A 24,657-nucleotide genomic window follows, 5' to 3' on the forward strand; every position below is an offset into this window, starting at 1 on the left:
CTTATGACCCAATCAAATAAAAAACATTTTGCACTCCTCATCTTATCGATCCTGTTTATTTCAGGATGCAGTTCTGAACGGGAACCCTATGTCCCATTCACAGCAGAAGAAGACTCCACGTTCGTTTATAGCAATTACAACAAGCAAGAGGTTTACATCCCAATGCGGGACGGTTCCAAGTTATTTACAGCTATCTATACACCAAAAGATAAAAACGAAGCCTACCCGATCATCATATATCGTACACCATATAGTGTAAATCCGTATGGTGAAGACAATTACAAAATTGATTTGGGACCGAATATGCGAATGACTCGGGACAAGTACATTTTTGTGTATCAAGATGTACGTGGCACGCACATGTCAGAAGGAGAATTTGAGGATATGACCCCTCACAAACGAAACACGAATGAGAGTAAAGATACCTTTGATACGATAGAGTGGCTATTGGCCAATATAGACAACAACAATGGCAAAGTGGGTCAATGGGGCATATCTTATCCTGGATTCTATGCAGCCGCTGGCATGATCGATTCTCATCCTGCACTCGTAGCTGTATCGCCACAAGCCCCAATTGCCGATTGGTTCTTTGACGATTTCCACCATCATGGAGCATTCTTTTACCCTCATGCTTTCAATTTCTTTTCGAGCTTCGGAAGACCTCGACCCAATCCCACTCAGATTAAAAAACCTAAATTCCAGCATGGCACAAACGATGGATATTCTTTCTTCAAATCCATCACGCCAGTTTCTTTGGCCAAAAAACAATACTTGAGCGACAGCATTAAATTTTGGAATGATCTGGTCGCGCACCCCAATTATGACAAATTCTGGCAAGACAGAAACATCCTTCTTCATTTGAATAATATCTCATGCGCCGTCCTGACTGTGGGTGGATGGTATGATGCAGAAGATCTGTATGGCCCTCTGAAAATCTATGAAACGATTGAAAAGAATAACCCTGACATCAACAATACCTTGATTATGGGGCCATGGGGACATGGTGGTTGGAGAAGAACTGATGGTGATGTATTAGGCAATGTGCATTTTGGTGCAAAAACTTCCAACTTCTATAACGACCACATGATCGAACCATTTTTTGCTTACCACCTCAAAGGAAAAGGCGAAAATGAATTACCTGAAGCATGCATGTTTCAAACTGGCATCAATGAATGGAAGACTTTTGACGAATGGCCGCCTAAAAACATAGAGAAGGTTAAGTTTTACTTCAAAGAAAAGAAACGCTTATCACAAACGCCTCCTCAAGACAATCAATTTGGAGTAGATGTATTTGATAGCGACCCTGAAAATCCTGTCCCTTTTCTAGCCTATAAAGATATAGGCCTAGCGAAACCATATATGACAGACGATCAGAGCTTTGTCAATGATAGGCCTGATGTACTCTACTATCTATCTGAACCCTTGGAAGAAAACCTAACTATGGCTGGCCCCATTCTTGCCAACTTAGTTGTAAAAACGGATCAATCTGCGGCAGACTGGGTAGTAAAACTCATTGACGTTTACCCAAGCAACCATCCAGCCTATCCTCATCAGCCTGAGTTGTCCATGAAAAGATATCATCAGATGGTCAGAAGTGAAGTAATCCGTGGAAGATTCAGAGATAGTTATGAAAGGCCAAAGCCATTTGCACCTAAGCAAGAGGAGGTTATTAAACTGCCCCTACTGGATGTTTTACATACGTTCAAAAAAGGTCACCAAATCATGGTTCAGGTTCAGAGTTCCTGGTTTCCATTGGTCGATATAAATCCACAAACTTATGTAGAAAATATTTTTGAAGCACAACCAGAGGACTTTGTAAAAGCTAAGCACTTTGTTGGGAGGTCTGGGGTTAAACCTTCTTATATTGAAGTCGGAATTTTGCCCAATGAATTGAAAAAATAAAACCATCCTGGGTGGGATGGTTTCATCAACTGATTTAGGTCAGTCTGATTTTTGGAATTTTGTAATTCTAAATTAGAAAATATTTTGGAGGAATCAAACCTTTTCATCGACGAATTAGGTGCTTTCTTCGACAAATGAAAAAAATCCTCCGTAAATTTTTAAAAAAAATTGATTACCGAACGATATCTCTTTTGATATTTTTACCATCAAAATATCTGCGTAATAGCGGATACATAATTACTGATAAGACAATTATAGCTGTTCCCCAGTAAAAATTACCATCCATTTTTTCCTCACTTCCAAATAAAAACACAGCCACTGTAATACCATATACTGGCTCCAGGTTGATGGTAAGGTTTATAGTGAAAGCAGTCAAACGCTGCATCAATTTCACAGCAATGGAGTAAGCATATACTGTGCAAATCAGACTCAATATCAACAGATAAATAAAATCACTGGTCGTGAACAGGAGTGACAATCCATAGTCAGTAAACCAATAACCATACACAGGAAAAAATAGGACAACTGTCCCACAAGCGCCAATCATCTCGTAATAGGTGATTGTGAAGTGATTTTGTTTTGCTACCAATTTCCCATTGATGACTGTAAACACTGCCGCCAAAAAAGCGGAAATTATGGCCACAATGAAACCCATGGCTGCATCAATGGTAGATTGAAACACTACTGCTATGCCAATGACTGACACAATAGCCACAAGTGGTTCGTAAAATTTGATTTTCCTTTTATTGACCATGGGATCAATGAAGCTCGTCCATAAAGAGGCAGTAGCCATACCTGCAAGGCATATTGAAACATTAGATATTCTGGCGGCCAAGAAGAAAAGAATCCAGTGTATAGCTATAAGTACACCAGTACCAAGAATAGTCCAAAGCTCCTTTTTGGGGACTTTGATAGGTATTTTCCTCCATTTCAAAAGCGCATACAATCCGATACTGGCGAACAGCGTCCTATAAAAAACTACTTCTACAGCTGGTATCTCTATCAGCTTTCCCAGTATGGCAGTGAATCCCCAGATAAACACAATGAAGTGCAATAACAGGTAGGCATTCAGCATGGAGGGTGTTTTGATGGTAGACATGTATAGATTTACTTGGGTACAAACCTGTACATCACCAACGCAGCAGCAAGTCCAACTATATTAGGTATCCATATCGCTAAAATGGGGTGCATGGAGCCCGCTTCTGCTATGGCTTTGACCAAAACAAATAATAGAATGAAAACAAAAGCAATCACAAAGCCCAAGGCAATTTTAAACCCGGCTCCACCTCTGGTTGATTTTTCGGCAGATACAGATACACCCATTAGGGTCAATATAATTGCTGTAAAGGGCAACATGTAGCGAATATATTTTTCGATTTCGTAAAGACCTACCTCACTCGATCCTCTTGATTTCAGCAGGTCAATATATTCTTCCAGCTCATCCATGTTCATGGTGGCATTGAGCTGATACTTGGTGTCGAAGTCATCTGGAGACAGGTTAAATACAGAGTCTATTTCTTCTCCTCTTGTAATCACCTCCCTGAAGTTCTTGATCTCTCTGAGTTCCCAGTCTTTAAACTTCCAATTATTCAAGGAATCATCCCAAGTCATTTTTTTTGCAAAGAGCTTAGCTTCTAATTTATTGTTCACTATTCGCTCCAAGGTAACCCTGTAAGCTGACTCGGTCCTATTATTATAGCGTTGAATATAAATGTAGTCGTTGTCTGCTACCTTGAAATGAATGTCTCGTTCATTGAAGTAAAACGGTTTTTTCAGGTATTCAATTTCAAACCCAATCCTATACTTATTTGAATTCGGAATCAACCAACCGTTGACATAAAAGCTCACAGCTGCTATCATACAGGCACCAATCAAATACGGCACAAGCATTCTTCTAAAACTTACACCTGCAGAGAGAATGGCCACGATTTCAGTTTTCACAGCCATTCCAGAGGTAACCAAAACAGTCGTGATAAACACTGTAATAGGAGAAATCAGGTTAGCTATCCATGGTGCAAAAGCCAAATAGTATTGTACAATCGCCTCAGCAGGAACTGCATTCTTTATGTACTTTTCGTTTTTCTCAGTAAAGTCGATGACCATAATCACGACTACCAAAATCCCAACAACGAAAACATAGGTTTTGAGGAATTTAGACAGTATGTACTTATCGAGCAGCTTCACTATTAGATCTTATAATCGATTAGAAAGTTTGGGCAATATAGCATTTTTCCAAGAGGCAAAATCTCCTTGCAAAATATGTGCCCGTGCTTCTTTGACCAACCACAAAAAGAAAGAAAGATTGTGAATACTAGCAATCTGAGCTCCTAGCATCTCCCCTGTTCGAATCAAGTGTCTCAGATAAGCCTTGGAATAATTCATATCCACATGCCCAGCCAGATTCGGATCAACTGGTGAAAAATCCTTTTCCCACTTCTCATTTTTAATATTAATAATACCCTCTGAAGTGTATAGAACTCCATGTCTGGCATTCCGAGTAGGCAATACACAGTCGAACATATCCACGCCCAATGCTATACATTCAATCAGGTTGCTGGGTGTACCTACTCCCATCAAGTACCTAGGCTTGTCTTCTGGCAAAATACTACAGACCAAATCCGTAGATTCGTACATCATCTCGGCAGGTTCACCAACTGAGAGCCCACCTATAGCATTGCCCTCTCTGCCAAATGAGGCTATTGTTTCTGCAGATTTGGTTCTTAAATCGTGATAGGTACTTCCTTGTACTATTGGGAACAGGGTTTGATCATAACCATACTTTGGCTCGGTTTCATCAAATCGGTCACAACAACGTTTCAGCCAACGATGTGTCATTTCCATAGAATTCTTGGCATATTTTTCATCGCACGGATAAGGTGTACACTCATCAAAGGCCATGATGATATCCGCACCAATAGTTCGCTGAATATCCATAACGCTTTCAGGCGTGAAATTATGCCGGGAACCATCTATATGTGATTGAAATTTCACACCCTCCTCTGTGATTTTTCGTCTATCCTTGAGCGAATAGACTTGATATCCACCACTGTCAGTCAACATCGGGCGATCCCAACCATTGAATTGATGTAGCCCGCCTGCGGCTTCTATCACATCAAGGCCAGGACGCAAGTACAAATGATAAGTATTGCCCAAAATGATCTCCGCCTTCACATCTTCCTTTAATTCACGTTGATGCAGGGCTTTCACAGTACCTGCAGTTCCTACAGGCATAAAAATGGGTGTTTCTATTTCACCATGATCAGTTGTGATTTTGCCAGCCCTGGCTTTGGACTTGGGATCTTTCTGGAGTAATTCAAAATTCATGTTGCGGGCAAAAATAGGTTGATTTATAAAATAATCTTTTCACTCAGACACATATCTTTGCCTCCGATTAATAATAAGATTGAATGGTAGAAATAGTAGAGGTAGTCGCCACCAGTTCACTGGCAGTATTGGTAATTTATTGGATAGTTGTGTTAGCAAAAATTTTAGGCTTCAAGCCAAAAACAAATAGGGTTCATCCTGTATCCGTAATTGTTTGCGCACATAATGAATTAGACAACCTCAAAAAACTTATCCCACGCCTTCTTAATCAAGATCACTTGGATTTTGAGGTTGTGATAGTAGATGATCGGTCAGAGGATGGCACCTACGACTATCTGCTAGAAAACCAGTCAGACAAACTCAAGTTTGCTCGAGTAGATCAAGTTCACGATCATATCAATGCGAAGAAGTTTGCCCTGACCATGGGAATCAAAGCAGCAACCCATGACATCATATTGTTAACAGATGCTGACTGTATACCTGCCTCTGAGCACTGGATTTCTAAAATGACAGGAGCCTTCACTAAGGACACTCAATATGTGTTAGGTATTTCTCCTTATGAAAAAGACAGTGGTCTTTTGGGTCAGTTCATACAGTTTGAAACACAATGGACAGCCATGAATTATATTGGGTTTGCTCTAGCTGGCAATCCATATATGGGAGTTGGACGCAATCTGGCCTATAGAAAATCATCCTTCCTCAAACACAAGGGCTTTAGTAAGATACAGCACGTAACAGGTGGTGATGACGATCTATTGGTAAATGAATACGCTCATAAGAAAAATACAAGAGTAGTCTTAGGGGCCAGCTCTCTTACCTACTCTATTCCTAAAGCAACTTGGGGAGCGTACATACATCAAAAACTTCGGCATTGGTCAGTGGGTAAGTACTATGGGTTCAAAGACAAAATGCTCCTAGGTTTTCAAAATTTGTCTAACCTAGTTTTTTGGCTGGCTTTGATTATTTTAGCCGTACAAACCAATAACTACCTCATTCCTGCCGGACTGTTGGTTTTCAGAATGATTTTTGTGACCATTTTGATCAATTCGACATCCAAAAAGTTCGGCTACCGTATGAACATTTGGCTTGTACCCGTGATGGACATTTTGTACGTGGGTTATGCATCTATATTTGGCATAATTGCGTTATTCACTAAGAAGGTTAGATGGAAGAAATAAAAAAACAATTCTCAGATAAGGCATTAAAAGATTTCAAACTCATAGATCATGCGGTAAATGAAGGTGATGAACAAGCTTTTGCCGAGCTCATGGAGCGCTACAAAAGACCTGTATATCACATGATTCTGAAAATGATCAGAAATACGGATGATGCTGAGGATCTTACCATTGAGGCATTCGCCAAAGCATTTAAAAACCTACACAAATTCAAGAAGGACTATACTTTTAGCACCTGGTTGTTTCGTATTGCTACTAACAATACCATTGATTTTATCAGAAAGAAAAAGCTTAATACTTTTAGCTTGAATACATCCTTCACAGATGATGGTGGAGAGGCTGTAACCATTGATGTAGAAGATAAAAACAGAAATCCACAGGACGAAGCCATCAACACTCAGAAAAAAGAATTGGTGCAGATGTTTGTATCCAAACTCCCTCCAAAATACCAGAGACTGGTCAGACTGAGATACTTTGATGAATTGTCTTATGATGAAATCGCTAAGACGCTCGATGCTCCTCTGGGTACTGTAAAAGCTCAGCTGCACAGGGCTAGAGAACTCATGTATGATTTGGTGAAGGACAAAAAGAAACATATCTAATCTTTTTACAAGATCGTAACTGAGTAGCTTTGCGTCATGAATGACAAAGAAGTAATCTTCAAATACTTTCCAGATTTATCCAGCAGGCAGCAAGAGCAAATAGCTCAGCTGATGCCCTTATATATCGATTGGAATGCTAAGATCAATGTAATCTCTAGAAAGGACATTGAAGAACTTTACATTCGTCATGTACTTCATTCTCTTGGTATTGCCATGGTTCAAAAATTCAGACCTGGCACTCGAATTTTGGACGTTGGAACTGGGGGTGGTTTTCCGGGTATTCCATTGGCCATCCTTCATCCAGAAACGGATTTCCTACTAGTTGACAGCATTGGGAAGAAAATAAAAGTGGTGAATGAAGTGGTGCAGGCCCTGGGCCTGACCAATGTAAGAGGCCTCCACGCACGAGCGGAAGAAATAGAAGAACAGTTTGATTTTATTGTCAGCCGTGCAGTTACTCGCATGAAACCTTTTTATTCTTGGATCAAAGGCAAAATAAAAAAGGAGTCCAATCATGAACTCCAAAATGGTATTTTGTATTTAAAGGGTGGTGACCTGGCTGAAGAACTTCAAGAGTCAAAATTGAGATACAAGCTATATGATTTGCCAAAATTTTTCCACGAAGATTTTTTTGACACGAAAAAAGTAGTGCACGTTCCTCGTCAGTAAACCTTATTACTGATTGTCGTATATCCGAATTACTTCCCCATTGCCCTTTCCTTCCAGACTTCTGATGTATCCATTCACCACTTTGCGCATGGGTATGGCATTGTGACCTGGAAAATGATCTTGATATTTGTCTATGGCGTCTTCTACTAAGCCAGACGAAACGGCATTGATTCGGATGCCATCTCTCATTTCGAGTGCGGCGGCTCTCACGAAACTGTGGATGCCACCATTCACCATGGCTGCACTTGTAGTTTGATCCACAGGATAATCGGCCAAAATACCCGTAGTCAAAGTAAACGAACCATTGGGTTTGATGTATTCCATACCTACTCTTACGAGATTCACCTGTCCCATGAGCTTGCTTCGAATACCTACATAATAATCCCCCTCTTTCATTTCGTTCATTGGTGCCCACTTTGCTTCTCCTGCAATGCTAATCACAGCATCAAAGTCTCCTACCGTTTCGTACAATTCTCGAATAGACTCAATATCCACCAAATCCACATTCACATTCCCTTTGGATCTACTGGCGGTAATGATATCATGCTTTTTAGCTAGTACATCTACCACTCTCCTCCCAATAGAACCATGACCTCCAACTATAATTATTTTCATACCTTTTCAAATTAATACCAATAAATAACGCCTAAAAAAGACCTGACTTGTAATATATGAATAATCGATTATTATTCCTTTTGGGGCAGCATTTCTTTGGGCGTGATTGGACTGTTTGGCAAAACCTTGAAATTTTTCAGTCAATATTTCTATATCTCATGATTCAGGTAAGTTTATTTTACTCACACCTGATGGTTTCTACCGGACTTGTCAGCGAAGCGCGATAGGCCTGAAACCCGACGGAGAGCAAGGTCAGGAGTAGAACGACTCCTCCAGCAATGACAAACTCTAAAGCTCTCAAATCTATTCGATAAGTAAAAGACTGCAACCACTCTGAAGCAACAAACCAAGCCATTGGTGCTGCCAGAATAAGCGAAACCAAAACAAGGTTTATAAATGGTCTGGTGAGCAATGAAATCATTGATAGTTCTGTAGATCCTAAAACTCGACGAATTCCAATCTCCTTCGTTCTTTTTTGAACTGTTAGTCTGGTTACTCCGAGCAAACCCATCCAGGCAATCAGAATAGCAAAGACAGATGCTGCTGTTGTGATTTTTTCATAGCGTTGTTCTTCTTGATACCTGCGTGCAAGTATTTCGTTCGCAAATTCACATTGAAAAGGCTCGTTGGTTTCCATATTCCCCCAAGCTTCTTCCATTTTCTCAATAACTGGTTCGAGGTCTCCAGGCCCCACCTTCACTAATATCTGATAGATATCAGGTGGCCAGACATAGGCTGTCACGCCACTAATACCACTACGAATGGCTTGGAGGTTTACTGCAATTATTAGGGGTTCGATTTTTTCATGCAACGTGCTAAAATGAAAATCTTTCATCACACCCACGATACGGTGTGGGGTATCAAAATCCTTTCCTGGAATTTGGGCATTGAGTGGGTCTTCAAAACCAAAATGTCTAACCAAAGCCTCATTAACAAGGATAGATTTAGAATCTCTAGGTTCATCATTCCTGAAGTCTTTGCCTTCAACTATTTCGATACCCATGGATTTGACGTATTCTGGTGTCACGAGATTAAAAAATATATTCTCCTCTTCTTCATTTGATTGCATGAATCTAAATTTCGTCCAATTCTTTTCCTTCAGTGGATTCATGGCAGCTGACACCCCCTGTATCTGAGGTTCTTGGCTTAGCATATTTTTGTACTTATTGAAAAAACGATGATTAGCGTCCCGGTCTTCTGAGCCACCCATAGACAGTCCCAATAGCCTTTCTTTGTCGTAGCCAAGCTCTTTGTTTTGAACATATTCCATCTGGGCATTTATAACCAGTGTCCCCATAATCAGTAATGTCGAAAGTGAGAATTGAATAATAATGAGGATTCTGCTCAGCCACCCAGCACGTAAAGAACCAGATGCTTTTCCTCGAAGTGCTTGTTGTGCTTTGGTTTGTATGAGGGCTATTCCTTGCAAACTGCCTGCGACCACAGCAATCAATATGCAGACAATAAAAAGCACCTGCAAACTGTCCCATGTCAAGTCAAAACTAAGGTTGGCGTCAAGGACATTATTGAAGAGAGGTAACATTACAAATGCTATACCTACACCCACAAAACAGGCTATCAGCGAAACAAAGAAGGCCTCTGCGACAAATTGCCTTCTGAGCTGCCCATTGAAAGCACCAAGTGTTTTCCTCAATCCTACTTCTTTCAAACGCACGAGGGCGTGGCCTGTAGACAGTGTGATAAAGTTGATAGTAGCCACAATCAATACCAGCGTAGCTATGGCCACAAGAATCCAAATCTTTTGAGGATTAATAAATGCTGTATTGCCTGTAATCTCGGTCTCAAAATACATACTGCTCAAGGAATGCAAACCTATTTCCATTTTCGTATGTGAAGGTGGGGTGTATTTTTGAACAACCTCAGACATCAATTGACTTAAGTCATTCAGACTATTTGGTTCTTCCAGTAAGACAAAAGACTCCAGAACTCCTACTCCAAAAGTATTAAATATTGATTCTGAAACATCCACCTGATACATCATGAGTGGTACCAACAAGTCAAAGGTGATACTGGATTGATCAGCTTTTGAATCCACTATACCTGTAACTTGCATGGTTTGCGTACTGTCTTTGATAATCACCTCAATATATTTGCCCATGGGATCGTCGTAGCCGAAATATTTTTGCGCCATATCTTGAGTAAGCACGATCGCATTTCGCTCTCGCAAAGCACTACTTCTACTGCCGCTTAGCATGGGAAAATCGAAAATTTCTAAAAACTGCTGATCCACAAATGTCAAGGACTCACGAAAAGGTGTCTGATCCTTCATAAGGATAACATTCGTACTGGCTAGACGGGTATAGTCCTTGATCTGGGTGACTTCGGCTTTGAGTGCAGGTGCCAGTGGTATGGAAGTAATGGCATCTTCTTTAATCTTAACCCCAGAAACAGGATCAACTTTACGACTACTCAAGCGAAAAATCTTTTCTTTTTTATTGTGAAACTGATCAAATGACCACTGATTCTGTACAAAAACAGACACCAGAAATACCAGTGCTATTGCCGCAGCAAGGCCAAGAACATTGACAAAAGAGTAAAATTTGTATTTCATCATGCTGCGCATGGCTACAAGCAAATGATTTTTTAACAATCCCATATTAAGAAAATTCACAACCCATTTGTTTTTAAATAAAATATATGGATGTATGAGCCTGATGATATTCCAAACAAATTGAATCTTAGCTCTTCGCTCCCCATATTGCTTGGTTTGATCGGCAAATTGCTCCAACAAATCTCCCAACAAACCTTCCTCAATAGATTCAGGGCAAATCCATTTAAACAGCTTCAGAAGCCATTTTGGAGGATTCTTAATCTCTGTATGTCTATCAAGTTTAAAGTTCACCACTAAAATTTAATTGTGGCATCAGTTCCCAAAGCTTGCTACGCTGTGCTTTGACCTCCCGAAGCAAGGCCAGACCACTTTGAGTCAACTCAAAGTATCGTTTTCTCCTCCCCCCCCGCTGTGCTGTTGCGCCACGCATTTCTGATTTTATCAGTCCCTTATCCTCCAGTCGATACAGAGTAATATGAACTGCACTTAGGTTTACCGTCCGATCCAACTGCTGTTTTATCTCGGTCACAATGGTGCTTCCATAAGCCTCCTTTACCAGGATACCAACCATGGTCAACACCAACTCTTCAAACTCTCCCAAATGTGTTTTCTTCATTTTTATATATTTTGTAAAACAAATATAATTGTAAAATATTTCATTTCTATACTAATTGTAAAACTAATGCAAATAGATGGTGTTCATTTTATAACCGATAAGTTTCGTTCCTGCTTGGAATCCATTTTTCCTTTTCTATTTTTGCCGCCTTCATTTTTAATTATTCTTAAATTTTAAAAAGCATTTTTTATGAAAATTTGGTATCAGTGTAAAGCAAAATATGGTAAGGAAAACGAAGAAGGCATCGTAAAACAAACGTCAGAATTGCATCTGGTGGATGCTGTATCTTATACTGATGCTGAATCTAGGATTTATGGCGCCATGGAACGAACTGTGAGCGGAGAGTTTCAAATCATGACGATTTCAAAAACTAACATTGGCGAGGTGATCAACTTCGAAGATGCAGACTATTGGTACAAATGCAAAGTGCAATACTCCACAGTGGATGGTGACTCTGAAAAAGAGGTGAAAATCACAACTTATATTCTAACCAGTGCTGAATCAGTAAAAGACGCTTATGAAAAAGTGGAGCAAAGTCTTGATAATATGCTTGTGCCATTTGAGATTTCAAGCATTGCCAAAACAAATATTGTTGAAGTTTTTCCTGAAATGGATGATGAAATACCATCAAATCTAACACCCGTGGCTGAAACTCAAGATGAGGAACTTGAAGAGGACGAAGAAGAATTGGTCGATTGATTCAGTATTTCTTCCTTTTCCTGATGATCGATTAAAGTATCTTCTTTAAGTCTTAAGTTGATATCAAACAACTGAATCACTCCCTTGATATTAGCCACAGGAGCTCTCAGGTTATGCGCATTTAAGAAGGTATAATCTGAGGGTTTTTTATTCTTTATTACCAATTCGTTGGTGCGTTCTATCACGTTTTTTTCTAGGTTTTCATTAAGCGCATTCAGTGAGTCATTAAATAACCAGCCGGAAGATTATTATAGGTTTGCATGCTATTGGGGTTAGCTTAATATAGTTACTCTCAAGTCAAAAGTTAATCAGAACCTGTATTGGGTGGTTTATCATTTTCCAATCTGTTGGTAATATCTATCAGCGCCTGATCCAAGTCATCAGACTGCCCTTTCAACTTTTCAATAAGCTCCTCTCTTTCATCCATGGAGAGCTTAAACTCAAATAACTGAATGATACCCTTAATATTTGCCACTGGCACCCTCAAATTATGAGCATTCATAAATGCATAGTCTGACAAGGTTTTATTTTTGGCCGTGAGCTCCTTGGTACGATCATTTACCATTTTCTCCAAATTCGCATTCACTGAATTGAGCGCTTCGTTCGCTGTGTTTAATTTTTCTGATTGATTGGAAATCTGTTCATTCTTTTGAATAAGCTTTTCATTGGCCAACTTCATCTCTTCTGTCAGCTCAGTGAGCTCTTTGGTTCGCTCGTCCACAATATGCATCAGCACTTTTTGATTTTGACTCAACTGCCTAATCCTCCATTTGAACAGTCCATAAAGAATTCCAACTAAAATCAGCCCGCTTATAATTCTGACCCATAAATTCTCATACCACGGAGCGACAATCTCCACAGCATAGCTCAGAGGGTCACTATAGATATTGGATTCACCAATGGCTCTAAACATAAACATATACTTACCAGAAGGTATATTTCTATATTCGGCTATTCCATTTGTATTCCATTGACTCCAGTCTTTATCAAAGCCTTCCAACTTGTATTGATACTGTACCTTATGGGGAGCTGCCCAATCAATGGCAGAAAAGTGAAAGGTGAGATGGTTAAGATTATATGGCAGACTCAGTTGTTTAGGATAGTTATAAAATGGTATGACAGAATTTTTAGCATCTGGAAGCATCCCAAAAGCAATGCAATAATCATAAGAAGAATCATCCAATCGCCTAAAATCTACAAACTCTTGATTGATCTCCACATAGTTCAATTGGACTTCAGGTTGTATTTTACTTACTTCAAAAGAATTCAGATTCAATTTGGTTACTCCTTTGCCATGGCCCCACCAAATCTGATTTTGATCATCCAGACAGATTGAATTGAGTGCTAAATCCAGTCGCTTCAGCCCGTCCCACTTGGTCATATTGGTGCAGGTATACTGAGTGCCTTTGGTCTGAATAACACTAATTCCAGCCTCAGTACCTACCCATAGGTTTTCATTTCTATCTTCTACAATTGACAACACCAAATCATGCGTTAATCCGCTTTCTTTAGTATAATGTTCAAATTGTGTCCCATCAAATTTACACAAGCCACCACCCCACGTACCAAACCACATGTTGCCAGATCTGTCCTCATAAATAGTCATAACAATATTGCTTGGCAAACCAGATTGCTCGGTCAAATTGTAGAGCTTTTCGCCATCAAATCTAGTAACTCCTCCACCATCCGTCCCAAACCAAATATTACCTTTTCGATCCTCTGTGATGCATCGTACTACATTTTTTCCTAATCCTTCTGCCTCACTTATGGTCACAAAAGAATCGCCATCAAAACGGCTAACCCCTCCTCCATAGGTGCCGAACCAAATGTTTCCATTGATATCTTCATACATGCTTCGCACATTGTCGTTGGCCAATCCGTCTTGCTCAGTGTAGTTAGTAAAATATTCACCATCAAATGATATAACGCCTCCTCCACGCGTACCAAACCAAAAAACACCCTTCCTGTCTTCAATCATGCAATAAATATTGCCATTGGGTAGGCCAGAATTTTCGGTATAGGTTTCATAAGTGGTTCCATCAAACTTAGTCATCCCCTCACCATCTGTACAAAACCACATATTACCTCTTCGATCCTCTAGTATTGACCTAATGGTATTATACTCAAGAATATCCTTTCCCTCGTAACTATTGAAGGAGTTTTCTCGAAGTTTGCTCACCCCCCCACCATTGGTACCAAACCAGATATTCCTACTACGATCTTCCAGAATACTTAGCACGGTATTGTTCGACATGCCATCTTCTTCCATGTAATGGCTGAATTGGTTACCATCAAATTTAATGGCACCACCACCATACGTACCAATCCAAAAACTTCCCTTACTGTCCTGAATCATGGATAATATCTTTCCATTAGGCAAGCCTTGTTTTTCACCATATATTGTCAGTGTCTTCTCATCATACTTGCATAGCCCACCTCCATTGGTTGCAATCCAAATATCTCCAAATTCGTCCTCAATTATGGTTCTGATCTGATCACTTGGCAGTCCATCCTTAGCTTGCATTCTTAGCAGGCTACTGCCGTTGTAAATAGAAATCCCTCCACCGTCTGAACCAAACCAAATGTTACCTGCACGGTCTTCCAAAATAGAATAAATGCGATCTCCACTCAGGCCATCCTTTTCAGAGAGTGTAAAAAATGAATGACCATCAAATCGACTTACGCTTCCATTGGCAAATCCAAACCATAATTTACCTTGTCTATCTTCATGAATGCCATATATGCGATTATCGGCTAGTCCATTTTCAATGGAGTAATTGGTAAAACTCTGTCCATCATATTTGATGGCTCCTCCTCCGTTCGTCCCAATCCACAGATTACCTGCGCGATCTTCACAGATCACCCTAATCCTGTTATTAGACAGCCCTTCTATATCCGTATAGTTATGAATGTTTTTTCCGTCGTAACGACAAAGCCCACCTCCGTAGGTTCCAAACCATAAATTACCCTTCTTATCTTCGTAAATAGAGTAAATGAAAGAAGAGGAAATTCCCTGTTCAACATCCAAATATTGAATATTAAACTGTGCTGCATCCTTGAATCTCATAGGTAAAGCCTTGATTGGTATGGGTTGAGAAATGAGCTGAGGGTGGATAGAGTCCACCATCGTGATACGACCCATCTCAGTATCCTCTGGGATAGTAATCAATTCTAAATCTTTTCGATTGATAGGTACTATCTTAGGTTCTTTGCTCTCAATAGTAAAAGGTGTGATTTTTTTCCTTCTAGGAGGTTTGGATTTTACTACTCTCCCTTGCGCTTTTGTTTTTTTCAGATCACCAACTACAATTTCCTCGGGCTCTATTAGATTAATTTTATTACTTGGCTCAAATAAGCCATAATCCTTTCGTTCAGAAATATGATCTGTTTTGGGATCGCTCTCATTACAACCTACGATAAGTCCCATCCAAACAAGCAGTGCTGTTTGGATTATTTTTTTTCTTGGGTGGTTTAGAATGCTTTCTTTCAATTCCAAAAATGTGAATAATGACATCGCCATCTAATTCAGATAAGGAATAAGTTAAAGAATTTATTCTTCAACCAAAAAACATATACAACGCTATTCGATCAATTTTAGAAAACAAGCTCGGAAAAAATCGAGCTACATCACAAAATAGTCGCTACTGGGCGGCTGATCTGGCAGATTATCACTTCCGATCAGCTGTCTAATGTTCAAAAGATATTCTTTTCCTCGTATTATTAAAAATATACTTTAATTGAGTCTTGGTAGTGAGTAGCATGGACTTTGCAACTTACAAAATAAATTGACTGAGGTCTTTATTTTCAACCATTCCATCCAACTTTTCCTGCACTTTTTGTTTGTCTATCACAATTTTTGCATTTGCCCCAATTACGTCTGGAATATCAAAAAGGATATCGTTGAGCAATCGACTCATGACGGTATGCAGCCTTCTAGCACCTATATTTTCAATCTCCGCATTGATATTAAAAGCAATGGATGCTATTTCTTCAATCGCCTCTTGATTGAATGAAATATCCACATCCTCTGACCCGATCAGGGCGGTGTACTGTTTAGTTAAGGCATTTTTGGGCTCATTCAAGATTCTGACAAAGTCGTCTTTCGTTAGGTTTTCGAGTTCTACTCGTATTGGGAAACGCCCTTGTAATTCAGGAATCAAGTCAGACGGTTTAGCAAAATGAAAGGCTCCTGCTGCAATAAATAAAATATGATCTGTATTGATGACACCATACTTTGTATTCACTGCACTGCCTTCTACAATGGGGAGTAAATCTCTCTGCACCCCTTCTCTACTCACATCTGGCCCGCCTTTTTTAGAAGCACCTACAGCAATTTTATCTACTTCGTCAATAAAAATAATTCCAGTATTTTCTGCCTTGGTAATGGCTTCATCTTTCACCTCGTCCATATCTATTAGACGAGATGATTCTTCTTCCATCAACAACTTGCGGGCATCAGCTATTGTTACTTTTCGTTTCTTGGACTTCTTGGGCATCATTTGCCCAATCATTTCCTGGATGTTCATCATGGAGGTTTCATCCATACCGCCACCTCCAATCATGCCAATTCCCCCTGAAGAATTTTGGCTTACACTGATATCAATCTTTCTGTCTTCTAGCTCACCATTTTTGATTTTTTCTCTGAATCGCTCACGAGTTTTCTCATTGAGTTCTGCATCATCTACTGGGATTGTATGGGTTCCATCTGAATTTGTCGACATTGGAGAGGGCGCCTTTTTGACTGGGGGGATCAGCGCATCCAAAATGATATTTTCTACAATCTCCTCAGCTTTTTCTCTTACTTTTTCCTTTTGTGCATGTTTCACTAGACTGACAGATTGCTCAACTAAATCCCGTACCATGCTCTCAACATCTCTCCCTACATAACCCACTTCTGTAAATTTAGATGCCTCTACTTTTACAAATGGAGCATCTGCTACTTTTGCCAAGCGACGAGCTATTTCTGTCTTACCAACACCCGTGGCTCCAATCATCAAAATATTGTTTGGTACAATTTCACCTTGAATTTCAGTTTTCACATTCATTCTTCTCCAGCGATTTCGCAAGGCGATTGCCACATTGCGCTTGGCATCATTCTGTCCAATGATATATTTATCCAACTCTTCTACAATTTGCTTAGGAGTGAGGTATTGATCTTTTGATAACATTCTAAATAATTGACTTTTTCTTAAATACTCGATTCAAATTACTAGTAATAGTAAAATAACTACGCCCACTATCCACATGATAGTTCGTAAAGGTGTAAGAAAGTTCAAAGGCTTTGATTCTTGCCATTAGCCCTAGGGATATACCAGACAAACCTGCCTTTTCGGATAATTTCAGCTCCTTCCTTACTCTATGGTTATAACCCAATCGCATATTGAAGTTACGACTGAACAATATTTCTGTTCCAATATTGATGTGTCTAAATACTCTGTCTACAATTGCTGATCTCCCTTCATTGGGATTGATAGACTCATCTTCATAATTTTCATTTGGGCTAAACAAATTATATCCTGTAAATGAAAACCTAAAGGGCATGTGCTCTGGTTTGAAAGTCATGCCTAGCTGCAAATCTGTTGGCAATGATGAATCTGAAGTCCCTGAATAGTCGGACATCACAAAGCCCAGATTTTTGAACAAAATCGAAAACATCAGCTCCTTTTCTGGGTGTATGAATACACCTCCAATATCCAAAGCCAAAGCTGAACTACTGTACGTATAGATACCTGAATAGGCATATTTCAAACTAGCGCCCAGTTTGAAAACACTCAACTGATGACTATGAGAGGCCACTACAGCAGTTTCATTGGCATCAAATGAGCCCACAGCATTTCCAGAAATATCATGACTATCTATAGTACCATATCCCAAATGCTGAATCCCAATACCAAAGGTTCCTGCCTTTTCAAAAGTTTTAGCGTAAGCGAATGTGTTGTATTTCACATCCGCATAATAGGCCAGATGCGACCACGACACATGATTATCATTCACCGAATCCAACAAGGCAGGATTTGACAGAAACAAGTTGACATCAGCATCTGTAGATGTAGTCACCACGCCTCCTAAACCTGCTACTCTGGCTCCTGCGGGAAGATTAAGAAATTGGAACGAATCATCAATCTGCGCAAATAAAAAACCTGCTTGCATCCATATCAGAAAGACAAAAGCAGGTTTTTTCATATTTATAGTTCTTAGCACGTTCGAAGATATATGAACTTAAGGTTTTTGTTCAATAGTTACTAACTCCATCGCATTCGAAACTTTCTGAGGAAGCAAGGCGACAGCCAATACTTCTTCCACGGTTTCTGCGAAATGAAATTTCAAATCTTTCACATATCTATCGTCTATTTCATCAATATCCTTTTGATTCTTCTGACAGAGAATAATCTCTTTGATCCCAGCTCTTTTCGCTGCCAAAATCTTCTCTTTGATGCCACCTACAGGAAGTACTTTTCCTCTCAACGTAATCTCCCCGGTCATTGCCAGTTTTTGTTTTATCTTCCTTTGGGTAAACACGGAAGCTAGTGAAGTCAACATGGTAATACCTGCTGATGGACCATCCTTAGGCACAGCACCTGCAGGGACATGAATATGCAAATCATAATTATCAAACACCCGATAATCGAGGTTCAACTTCTCTGCGTTCGACTTGAGGTATGACAGTGCAGTCATGGCTGATTCTTTCATCACGTCTCCCAATTGACCAGAAAGAGTCAACTTCCCCTTGCCTCTACTTAAACTAGATTCTATGAAAAGAATTTCTCCACCTACTGACGTCCAAGCCAGGCCTGTTACCACTCCTGCATGTTTGTTGTCTTGATAGAGTTCTTTATCAAATACCTCAGCTCCTAGAATCCTCCTAATCTCTTCTGGAGTGACCTTCTTTTGGTACTCTTCTTCCATTGCTAAAGACTTGGCTGCATCTCTCACGACTGCTCCTACTTTCCGTTCCAGATTTCTTACACCTGATTCGCGCGTGTAGTCATCTACTAGTTTGGCAAATGCTTTTTTGTCCATGGACAACTGACTAGGCTTCATACCATGCTCTTCAAGCTGTTTTGGCAATAAGTGCTTCTTAGCAATTTGAATTTTCTCTTCTAAAGTATATCCAGTGATTTCAATAATTTCCATTCTGTCTCGTAGTGCAGGCTGGATGGTATCCAATGAATTGGCTGTGGCTATGAAAAGCACTTTCGATAAATCATATTCCACCTCAAGGAAGTTGTCCTTGAATGTTTCATTTTGCTCTGGATCCAACACCTCGAGCAATGCAGAAGAAGGGTCTCCTCTAAAGTCAGAAGACACTTTGTCTATCTCATCCAGGACAAACACTGGATTGGAATATTTTGCCTTATTGATGTTCTGAATCACTTTGCCTGGCATGGCACCAATGTAGGTTTTTCTATGACCACGAATTTCGGCTTCATCATGTACGCCCCCTAGTGACATTCTTACATATTCTCTATTTAGTGCTTTGGCGATCGACTTACCCAATGAAGTTTTGCCCACGCCAGGAGGACCAAACAAACACAAAATCGGACCTTTTAGGTTGTTCTTCAGCTTTCGAACGGCCAGATATTCAATAATTCTATCTTTTACTTTCTCTAATCCAAAATGATCCGCATCCAGTATTTTCTTTGCTCTCTTGAGATCAAAGTTGTCTTCAGATATATCATCCCAAGGTAGCTCTACAAGCAGCTCTGCATAATTCATAGCCACAGGATACTCTGCTGCCATGGGGTTCATTCTTTCTATTTTGGTCAATTCCTTCTCAAAATGCTCTGCAACTTCTGTAGACCAATTTTTTGTTAACCCTTTGGCTCTTAGTTCATCAAGTTCCTGCTCAGCTCCCCCAGCACCTAGCTCGTCCTGCAACACCTTCATTTGCTGACGCAAATAGTAGTCTCTCTGCTGCTGGTCAATGTCGGTATTTACCTTATCATGAATTTCGTGTTTCAGCTCCAATACCTGTATATCCTTCAGCATATACTTCAATAGAGCTTCTGCTCTCTTGTTGCCATCATTGATCTCAAGTAGTTTCTGTTTGTCTTTTACTTCTGTATTAATATTGGAACATAAGAAGTGGGTGAGAAACTTAAAACTGTTGATGTTTTCCAAAGCCGCTTGTGCTTCTTTTGGAATCTCTGGATTCAGCTTCAAAATCTTCTTTGCAGCATCCTTCAAAGAATATATGATCGCTACCGTCTCTTTGTTTTCCTCCTCGATAAAATTCTCATGAAGCAAATCTACCTTGGCTGTGAGATACGGGTTTTCCTGAACCACCTGTTTTATCTCCATTCTGCTTTTGCCTTGAATAATGATTGTGGTATTGCCATCAGGCAACACCAACATCTTCAATATTTTGGCAACTGTACCTACTTTATATATTTCTTTTTCTCCTGGATCTTCTGCTCCTGAATTTAGCTGAGCTGCCACACCAATGATTTTGTTGGTACGATAAGCCTTCTTCACCAAGCGGATTGACTTTTGCCTTCCTACAGTAATAGGAATCACAACTCCAGGGAACAAAACAGCATTTTTTAGAGGCAGTATCGGAAGCTCTTCAGGAAGATCTCCAGGTTCTAATTCATCGTCTTCTCCCGTAAGATCTAGAGGTATAAGCTCTTCGGCATCTTCGTCGGCCAATTCAGAAAAAAGATAAGAATTATAAAAATTATTCAACTCCATATTGTATTCATCCTAAGCTGTCATATTGGCACGATTGCACGTATGCAGCTGGTCAATTTTTTAGTCACCCTTTAATTACAATCGGTATGCCAAAGTAAGTATATTTAATCGCAGCTTTCATTCGTTATGAAAGTTGACTGTGCTAAATTTGAAAAAAGTGACAGTACCTCACAAAAACTTAAGATAGCCGATGTGCTTGTAACGAAAAAAGGAATTTTCATTGTTTAGATCTTTATCCATAAATATCTTCTTACTGCTATCGGTTTTATTACTGACTCTTTCTCCTACAAGTGCCCAGTTATTGGGCAAAAAAAAGGAAAGCACAGCCATTTTGCAGATTGACACCCTAGGCACGGAAGGCCAATTCAGTATTTATAATTTCAAAAATATCAATGTCATTAATGAATATTATGACAAATCGAAGTTACAACACATTCAAAAATTAGAATCAGAAAAGAATTGGTCTGAACTTTATCCAGCCTTGCAATCGTATGTGATGCAATTTGGTATAAGAAATTTTTATGTAGACACCTACTGGATATGGAGACTGGCCAAATTGACAGAGATATACGGCACAGAGCAGGAAGCTCGATCACTGTACAAATTGGCTCTTCGACACCACCATCAAAGTATTGACATTCGCGAGATTGAATTGTATTATGACTCGCTCAACACACAAGAAGTGGACAACTTTGTGCCGCTCGATTACTACTACAAATTGGTAGAGCATAGAAAGGCCATTGATACCATCCGGCCGCCAAGAGGTGTACTCCTCAATATGGGTCGAAAAATTAATTCACGCCAAGCTGACTATGCACCTACTTTGGGGATGAATAATCAAGTAATGATCTTTACTTCCAAAAGAAATGAGCGATTTCAAGGATTGACCTATAGAAAAAATGAGGACTTATTTATCTCTGTCAAAGAAGATGGTTATTGGGAATTGAGCACAGACTTGAAAGAGATCAACACCCAATACAATGAGGGCTCTGCTTGCATAACAAAAGATGGTAAGACCTTGTTTTTCTCAAGATGCGACTCCCCCGGCTCTATGGGCAACTGCGATATCTTTCTGGCTAAACTCAATGAGGATAGTGTTTGGACTGACATTGAAAATATTGGCCTTACTATTAATAGTGTCAGTTGGGATTCACACCCTAGCTTGTCACACACAGAAGATACTTTATACTTTGCTTCTGATCGAATTGGAGGGTTTGGCTTGTCTGACATTTACTTTACCTATAAGAATGAAGACAACAAATGGATGCCCGCACAGAATCTAGGGCCAGTAGTCAATACTAGAAAAAATGAGGTCAGCCCATTCTATCACCCAAACCACGAAGTCCTCTTCTTCAGCTCGAATGGACAGTTGTTCAAATTTGGAGAATTTGATATCTACAAATCCTACCACAACAATGATCAGTGGAGTGAACCAATCAACATTGGCCCATTGGTCAATGGACGTGGGAGTGAATTCTATTTCTCGATTGACTCGGAATCAAAAGATCTTTTCTATTCTAGGTCTGCTACTGATGATTTGAACATGCTGGATTTGTACTCCTTCCCACTACCCATGGAAGCACAACCTGAGGCGCTTACTCAAATTTCGGGATCACTCACTGACTCCCTGACAGGCAAGCCATTTACTGGAATCGTGTCTGTCATAGACTTGGATGAAGGTACAGCTGTAGCTCCAAAATATCTCAAACCAGATGGGACGTTTGAATTTGATTTGATCAACCATCGTAATTATTTGTTGATTATTCAAGGTGATGAATACTTTAGGATTGAAGAGATGTTTTACCTCGACGGGCCAGCACAGTTCCATGAAGTAACAGAACCCATAGCCAGCAAAGTGAAATTTGAATCCATAGAATTTGATGCAGGTCAGGCCAACTTGAAAGTAGAGATGTATGGCGACTTAAACAAGATCATCAATTTCATGTATGACAACCCTGATTTCTATCTGAGAATATCCGGTCATACAGATAAATATGGCTCAGACCAATTGAACCTACAATTGTCCAAGGATCGCGCTCAGACTATACGGGACTACATTGTCATATTTGGTGGTGTGTCTTCTAACCGAGTAGAAAATGAAGGCTATGGCAGTACCCTGCCTATAGTGGAAGAGCGGACAGAAGAAGATCGTAAGCTCAATCGCCGAGTAGAGTTCGAAATCTACCGCCCTGCTATCAAAAAAGAGCAGGATATTGATAGTCAGTTTGATGATCAGTAGTCAAACTCATGCGCTATCGAGCTTCTATATACTTTTTAAAATTTTGAAGAAGATCAGGCCACGCCTGCTTTACTGCCGCATAATACCAATCCCAATCTCCTCCTGATTGATAGCCATCCTGGCAGAGATATAATTCACTTCCCGCTTCCTGGGGATTTACGCGAATAGTCAAACTCATAGGCCCCAACAGCGATTTGGTTGGGTTGAGATAAACAAATTTGTCTATAATCAACTCACTGGCCGGATCGTAGGAGGCAATCTGTCCACTCGACACAAAACCAAGCCCTTGAGGTGTAACCTGCCAGACCAAGGTGTAAACACCATTCACTTTGGGTTCAATCAATGCTTGCTCTACCTGCCACCATTCCTTTAGCCTTGCAGGATTGATAAATGCCTCTATTATTTTCTCGGCTGTTCCATTAATTGATAAAGTAACTTCTACCTTTTTCATAATAAATTAAACGACTGTATTTATAAAATTAATACCTATTCTGCTTTCTCGCTTTTTTGACCTGCTTCATCATCTTACCAAAACCTTTGTCTTTACGCTTTTTGTCTTCTTCACTGGCCTCATAATGCATTTTTTCTTTATACATTTTAAGGTAGTTGTCATAGGCATCCTGATCCAGCTCTCCTTCAGCCAAAGCCTCTAAGATAGCACATTCCTCTTCATGCAAATGTGTGCAATCCTTGTATTTGCAATCTTCTGCCAATTCCAATATTTCATCAAATGTCATTTCTAATCCACCTGTGGCATCCGCAATACCCACTTCGCGCATCCCAGGATTATCTATCAGAATTCCACCATTTTCTAGCACCACTAGTTCCCTATGCGTGGTGACATGCTTCCCTCTATCAATGCTCTCACTGATTTCTCCTGTTTCCATTAGTTCTCGCCCAGAAAGGTGATTCAACAAGGTAGACTTGCCTACACCTGACGAACCCAACAAACAATATGTTTTTCCTTTTTCGATAATGTCTGCTACTTTCTTGTAGCCATTCACGGTTTGGCTGCTGACTGGAACAACTTTTACATCTTTGATTCGATTGGCTATTTCATCCAGTGCTATTTCTAATCCGCCCGTTTCTAGCAAATCAATTTTGCTAAGAACAATGATGGGTTCAATCTCGGCTGAATGACAGATCGTCAAATAACGCTCTAGTCGATTGATGTTAAAGTCTCGATTGACTGATTGGACTATCAAACCAAAGTCTATATTCGTTGCAATAATTTGCTTCTCCCCTTTTTTGCCTACAGCCTGTCTGGCAATTATTGAATGTCTAGGATAGATGCCATGAATCAAAGCCTTGTCCTCGTCATAAATAGAGAGCGCTACCCAATCCCCTACGGCCGGAAAATCTTCTCTACTTTCAGCAGTAAATCTCAAGTTGCCCAATAGTTCGGCGTCAAAAATTGAATCAGCCGTCCTGACGGCATATCGCTCGCGATGTTCGGCAATCACGCGACCCACTTCAAAGGAATCAAGCCCTTGATCATTGCTGTATGTTTCTAATGCTGGTGTATAGCCTAAGTCTTTTAGTGTCATGGAGCT

18 protein-coding genes are annotated in these 24,657 nt (G+C 39.9%); 6 read left to right on the forward strand and 12 right to left on the reverse strand.

The window, feature by feature from the left end; genetic code table 11:
- Positions 1 to 3 precede the first annotated feature (3 nt).
- Positions 4 to 1,902 (forward strand): CocE/NonD family hydrolase, encoded by a 1,899-nt coding sequence (locus tag B9A58_RS03240; protein ID WP_084370980.1) that lies wholly within the window; start codon positions 4 to 6, stop codon positions 1,900 to 1,902.
- 172 nt (positions 1,903 to 2,074) lie between these two features.
- Here the strand turns inward: B9A58_RS03240 and B9A58_RS03245 are convergent, their stop codons facing one another.
- Genes B9A58_RS03245 through tgt form a run of 3 tightly spaced genes read right to left on the reverse strand, consistent with a single transcriptional unit; the run spans position 2,075 to position 5,226 of the window.
- Positions 2,075 to 3,001 carry a DMT family transporter gene (locus B9A58_RS03245; RefSeq protein ID WP_245826979.1) on the reverse strand — a complete coding sequence of 309 codons (927 nt, stop codon included), beginning with the start codon at positions 2,999 to 3,001 and terminating at the stop codon, positions 2,075 to 2,077.
- Positions 3,002 to 3,009: 8 nt separating this feature from the next.
- A complete protein-coding gene (locus B9A58_RS03250; protein ID WP_084370981.1) occupies positions 3,010 to 4,086 on the reverse strand; it encodes an LptF/LptG family permease in 1,077 nt (358 codons plus the stop codon).
- Between the two features lie 9 nt (positions 4,087 to 4,095).
- Positions 4,096 to 5,226, reverse strand: a complete 1,131-nt coding sequence (tgt, locus tag B9A58_RS03255) for a tRNA guanosine(34) transglycosylase Tgt (protein ID WP_084370982.1) — start codon at positions 5,224 to 5,226, stop codon at positions 4,096 to 4,098.
- An 83-nt stretch (positions 5,227 to 5,309) separates the two neighbouring features.
- Between tgt and B9A58_RS03260 the strand changes: the two genes are divergently transcribed.
- From B9A58_RS03260 to rsmG, 3 genes are read left to right on the forward strand one after another with little or no spacing between them, the layout of a single operon-like run.
- Positions 5,310 to 6,404 (forward strand): glycosyltransferase, encoded by a 1,095-nt coding sequence (locus B9A58_RS03260; protein WP_245826981.1) that lies wholly within the window; start codon positions 5,310 to 5,312, stop codon positions 6,402 to 6,404.
- Positions 6,392 to 7,003: an RNA polymerase sigma factor gene (locus B9A58_RS03265; protein WP_084370983.1), complete on the forward strand. Its 612-nt coding sequence runs from the start codon at positions 6,392 to 6,394 to the stop codon at positions 7,001 to 7,003. The genes B9A58_RS03260 and B9A58_RS03265 overlap by 13 nt, the downstream gene beginning before the upstream one ends.
- A gap of 36 nt (positions 7,004 to 7,039) precedes the next feature.
- On the forward strand, positions 7,040 to 7,672 hold the full coding sequence (gene rsmG, locus B9A58_RS03270) for a 16S rRNA (guanine(527)-N(7))-methyltransferase RsmG (RefSeq protein WP_084370984.1): 633 nt from the start codon (positions 7,040 to 7,042) through the stop codon (positions 7,670 to 7,672).
- Between the two features lie 6 nt (positions 7,673 to 7,678).
- Here rsmG and B9A58_RS03275 read toward each other — a convergent pair whose 3' ends face one another.
- From B9A58_RS03275 to B9A58_RS03285, 3 genes are all read right to left on the reverse strand, one after another.
- Positions 7,679 to 8,287, reverse strand: a complete 609-nt coding sequence (locus B9A58_RS03275) for a short chain dehydrogenase (RefSeq protein ID WP_084370985.1) — start codon at positions 8,285 to 8,287, stop codon at positions 7,679 to 7,681.
- 178 nt (positions 8,288 to 8,465) lie between these two features.
- The gene (locus tag B9A58_RS03280; protein ID WP_084370986.1) at positions 8,466 to 11,150 is read right to left on the reverse strand and encodes an ABC transporter permease; all 2,685 of its coding nucleotides are present in this window, start codon (positions 11,148 to 11,150) and stop codon (positions 8,466 to 8,468) included.
- Complete coding sequence (locus tag B9A58_RS03285) at positions 11,140 to 11,475, reverse strand: PadR family transcriptional regulator (protein ID WP_084370987.1); 336 nt, start codon at positions 11,473 to 11,475, stop codon at positions 11,140 to 11,142. The genes B9A58_RS03280 and B9A58_RS03285 overlap by 11 nt, the downstream gene beginning before the upstream one ends.
- A 189-nt stretch (positions 11,476 to 11,664) precedes the next feature.
- Between B9A58_RS03285 and B9A58_RS03290 the strand changes: the two genes are divergently transcribed.
- A complete protein-coding gene (locus tag B9A58_RS03290; RefSeq protein ID WP_084370988.1) occupies positions 11,665 to 12,174 on the forward strand; it encodes a DUF4494 domain-containing protein in 510 nt (169 codons plus the stop codon).
- A gap of 304 nt (positions 12,175 to 12,478) precedes the next feature.
- Here the strand turns inward: B9A58_RS03290 and B9A58_RS03295 are convergent, their stop codons facing one another.
- The 4 genes from B9A58_RS03295 to lon all read right to left on the reverse strand — a co-directional run bounded on the left by B9A58_RS03295 (position 12,479) and on the right by lon (position 20,865).
- Positions 12,479 to 15,688 carry a two-component regulator propeller domain-containing protein gene (locus B9A58_RS03295; protein WP_176214662.1) on the reverse strand — a complete coding sequence of 1,070 codons (3,210 nt, stop codon included), beginning with the start codon at positions 15,686 to 15,688 and terminating at the stop codon, positions 12,479 to 12,481.
- 259 nt (positions 15,689 to 15,947) lie between these two features.
- Positions 15,948 to 17,342, reverse strand: a complete 1,395-nt coding sequence (hslU, locus tag B9A58_RS03300) for an ATP-dependent protease ATPase subunit HslU (RefSeq protein WP_084370990.1) — start codon at positions 17,340 to 17,342, stop codon at positions 15,948 to 15,950.
- 1 nt (position 17,343) lies between these two features.
- The gene (gene porQ, locus B9A58_RS03305) at positions 17,344 to 18,357 is read right to left on the reverse strand and encodes a type IX secretion system protein PorQ (protein ID WP_139793722.1); all 1,014 of its coding nucleotides are present in this window, start codon (positions 18,355 to 18,357) and stop codon (positions 17,344 to 17,346) included.
- A gap of 36 nt (positions 18,358 to 18,393) precedes the next feature.
- On the reverse strand, positions 18,394 to 20,865 hold the full coding sequence (lon, locus tag B9A58_RS03310) for an endopeptidase La (RefSeq protein ID WP_084370992.1): 2,472 nt from the start codon (positions 20,863 to 20,865) through the stop codon (positions 18,394 to 18,396).
- A gap of 220 nt (positions 20,866 to 21,085) precedes the next feature.
- Here lon and B9A58_RS03315 point away from each other — a divergent pair, with 220 nt between their 5' ends.
- The gene (locus B9A58_RS03315) at positions 21,086 to 23,104 is read left to right on the forward strand and encodes an OmpA family protein (protein WP_084370993.1); all 2,019 of its coding nucleotides are present in this window, start codon (positions 21,086 to 21,088) and stop codon (positions 23,102 to 23,104) included.
- Positions 23,105 to 23,117: 13 nt separating this feature from the next.
- Here B9A58_RS03315 and B9A58_RS03320 read toward each other — a convergent pair whose 3' ends face one another.
- Together B9A58_RS03320 and rsgA are read right to left on the reverse strand one after the other, a co-directional pair.
- A complete protein-coding gene (locus B9A58_RS03320; protein WP_084370994.1) occupies positions 23,118 to 23,555 on the reverse strand; it encodes an SRPBCC family protein in 438 nt (145 codons plus the stop codon).
- 28 nt (positions 23,556 to 23,583) lie between these two features.
- Positions 23,584 to 24,651, reverse strand: coding sequence for a ribosome small subunit-dependent GTPase A (gene rsgA / locus B9A58_RS03325; RefSeq protein ID WP_084370995.1), 1,068 nt, complete (start codon positions 24,649 to 24,651; stop codon positions 23,584 to 23,586).
- Positions 24,652 to 24,657: the final 6 nt, after the last annotated feature.

Source organism: Reichenbachiella faecimaris (genome assembly GCF_900176375.1).
Taxonomy (GTDB): domain Bacteria; phylum Bacteroidota; class Bacteroidia; order Cytophagales; family Cyclobacteriaceae; genus Reichenbachiella; species Reichenbachiella faecimaris.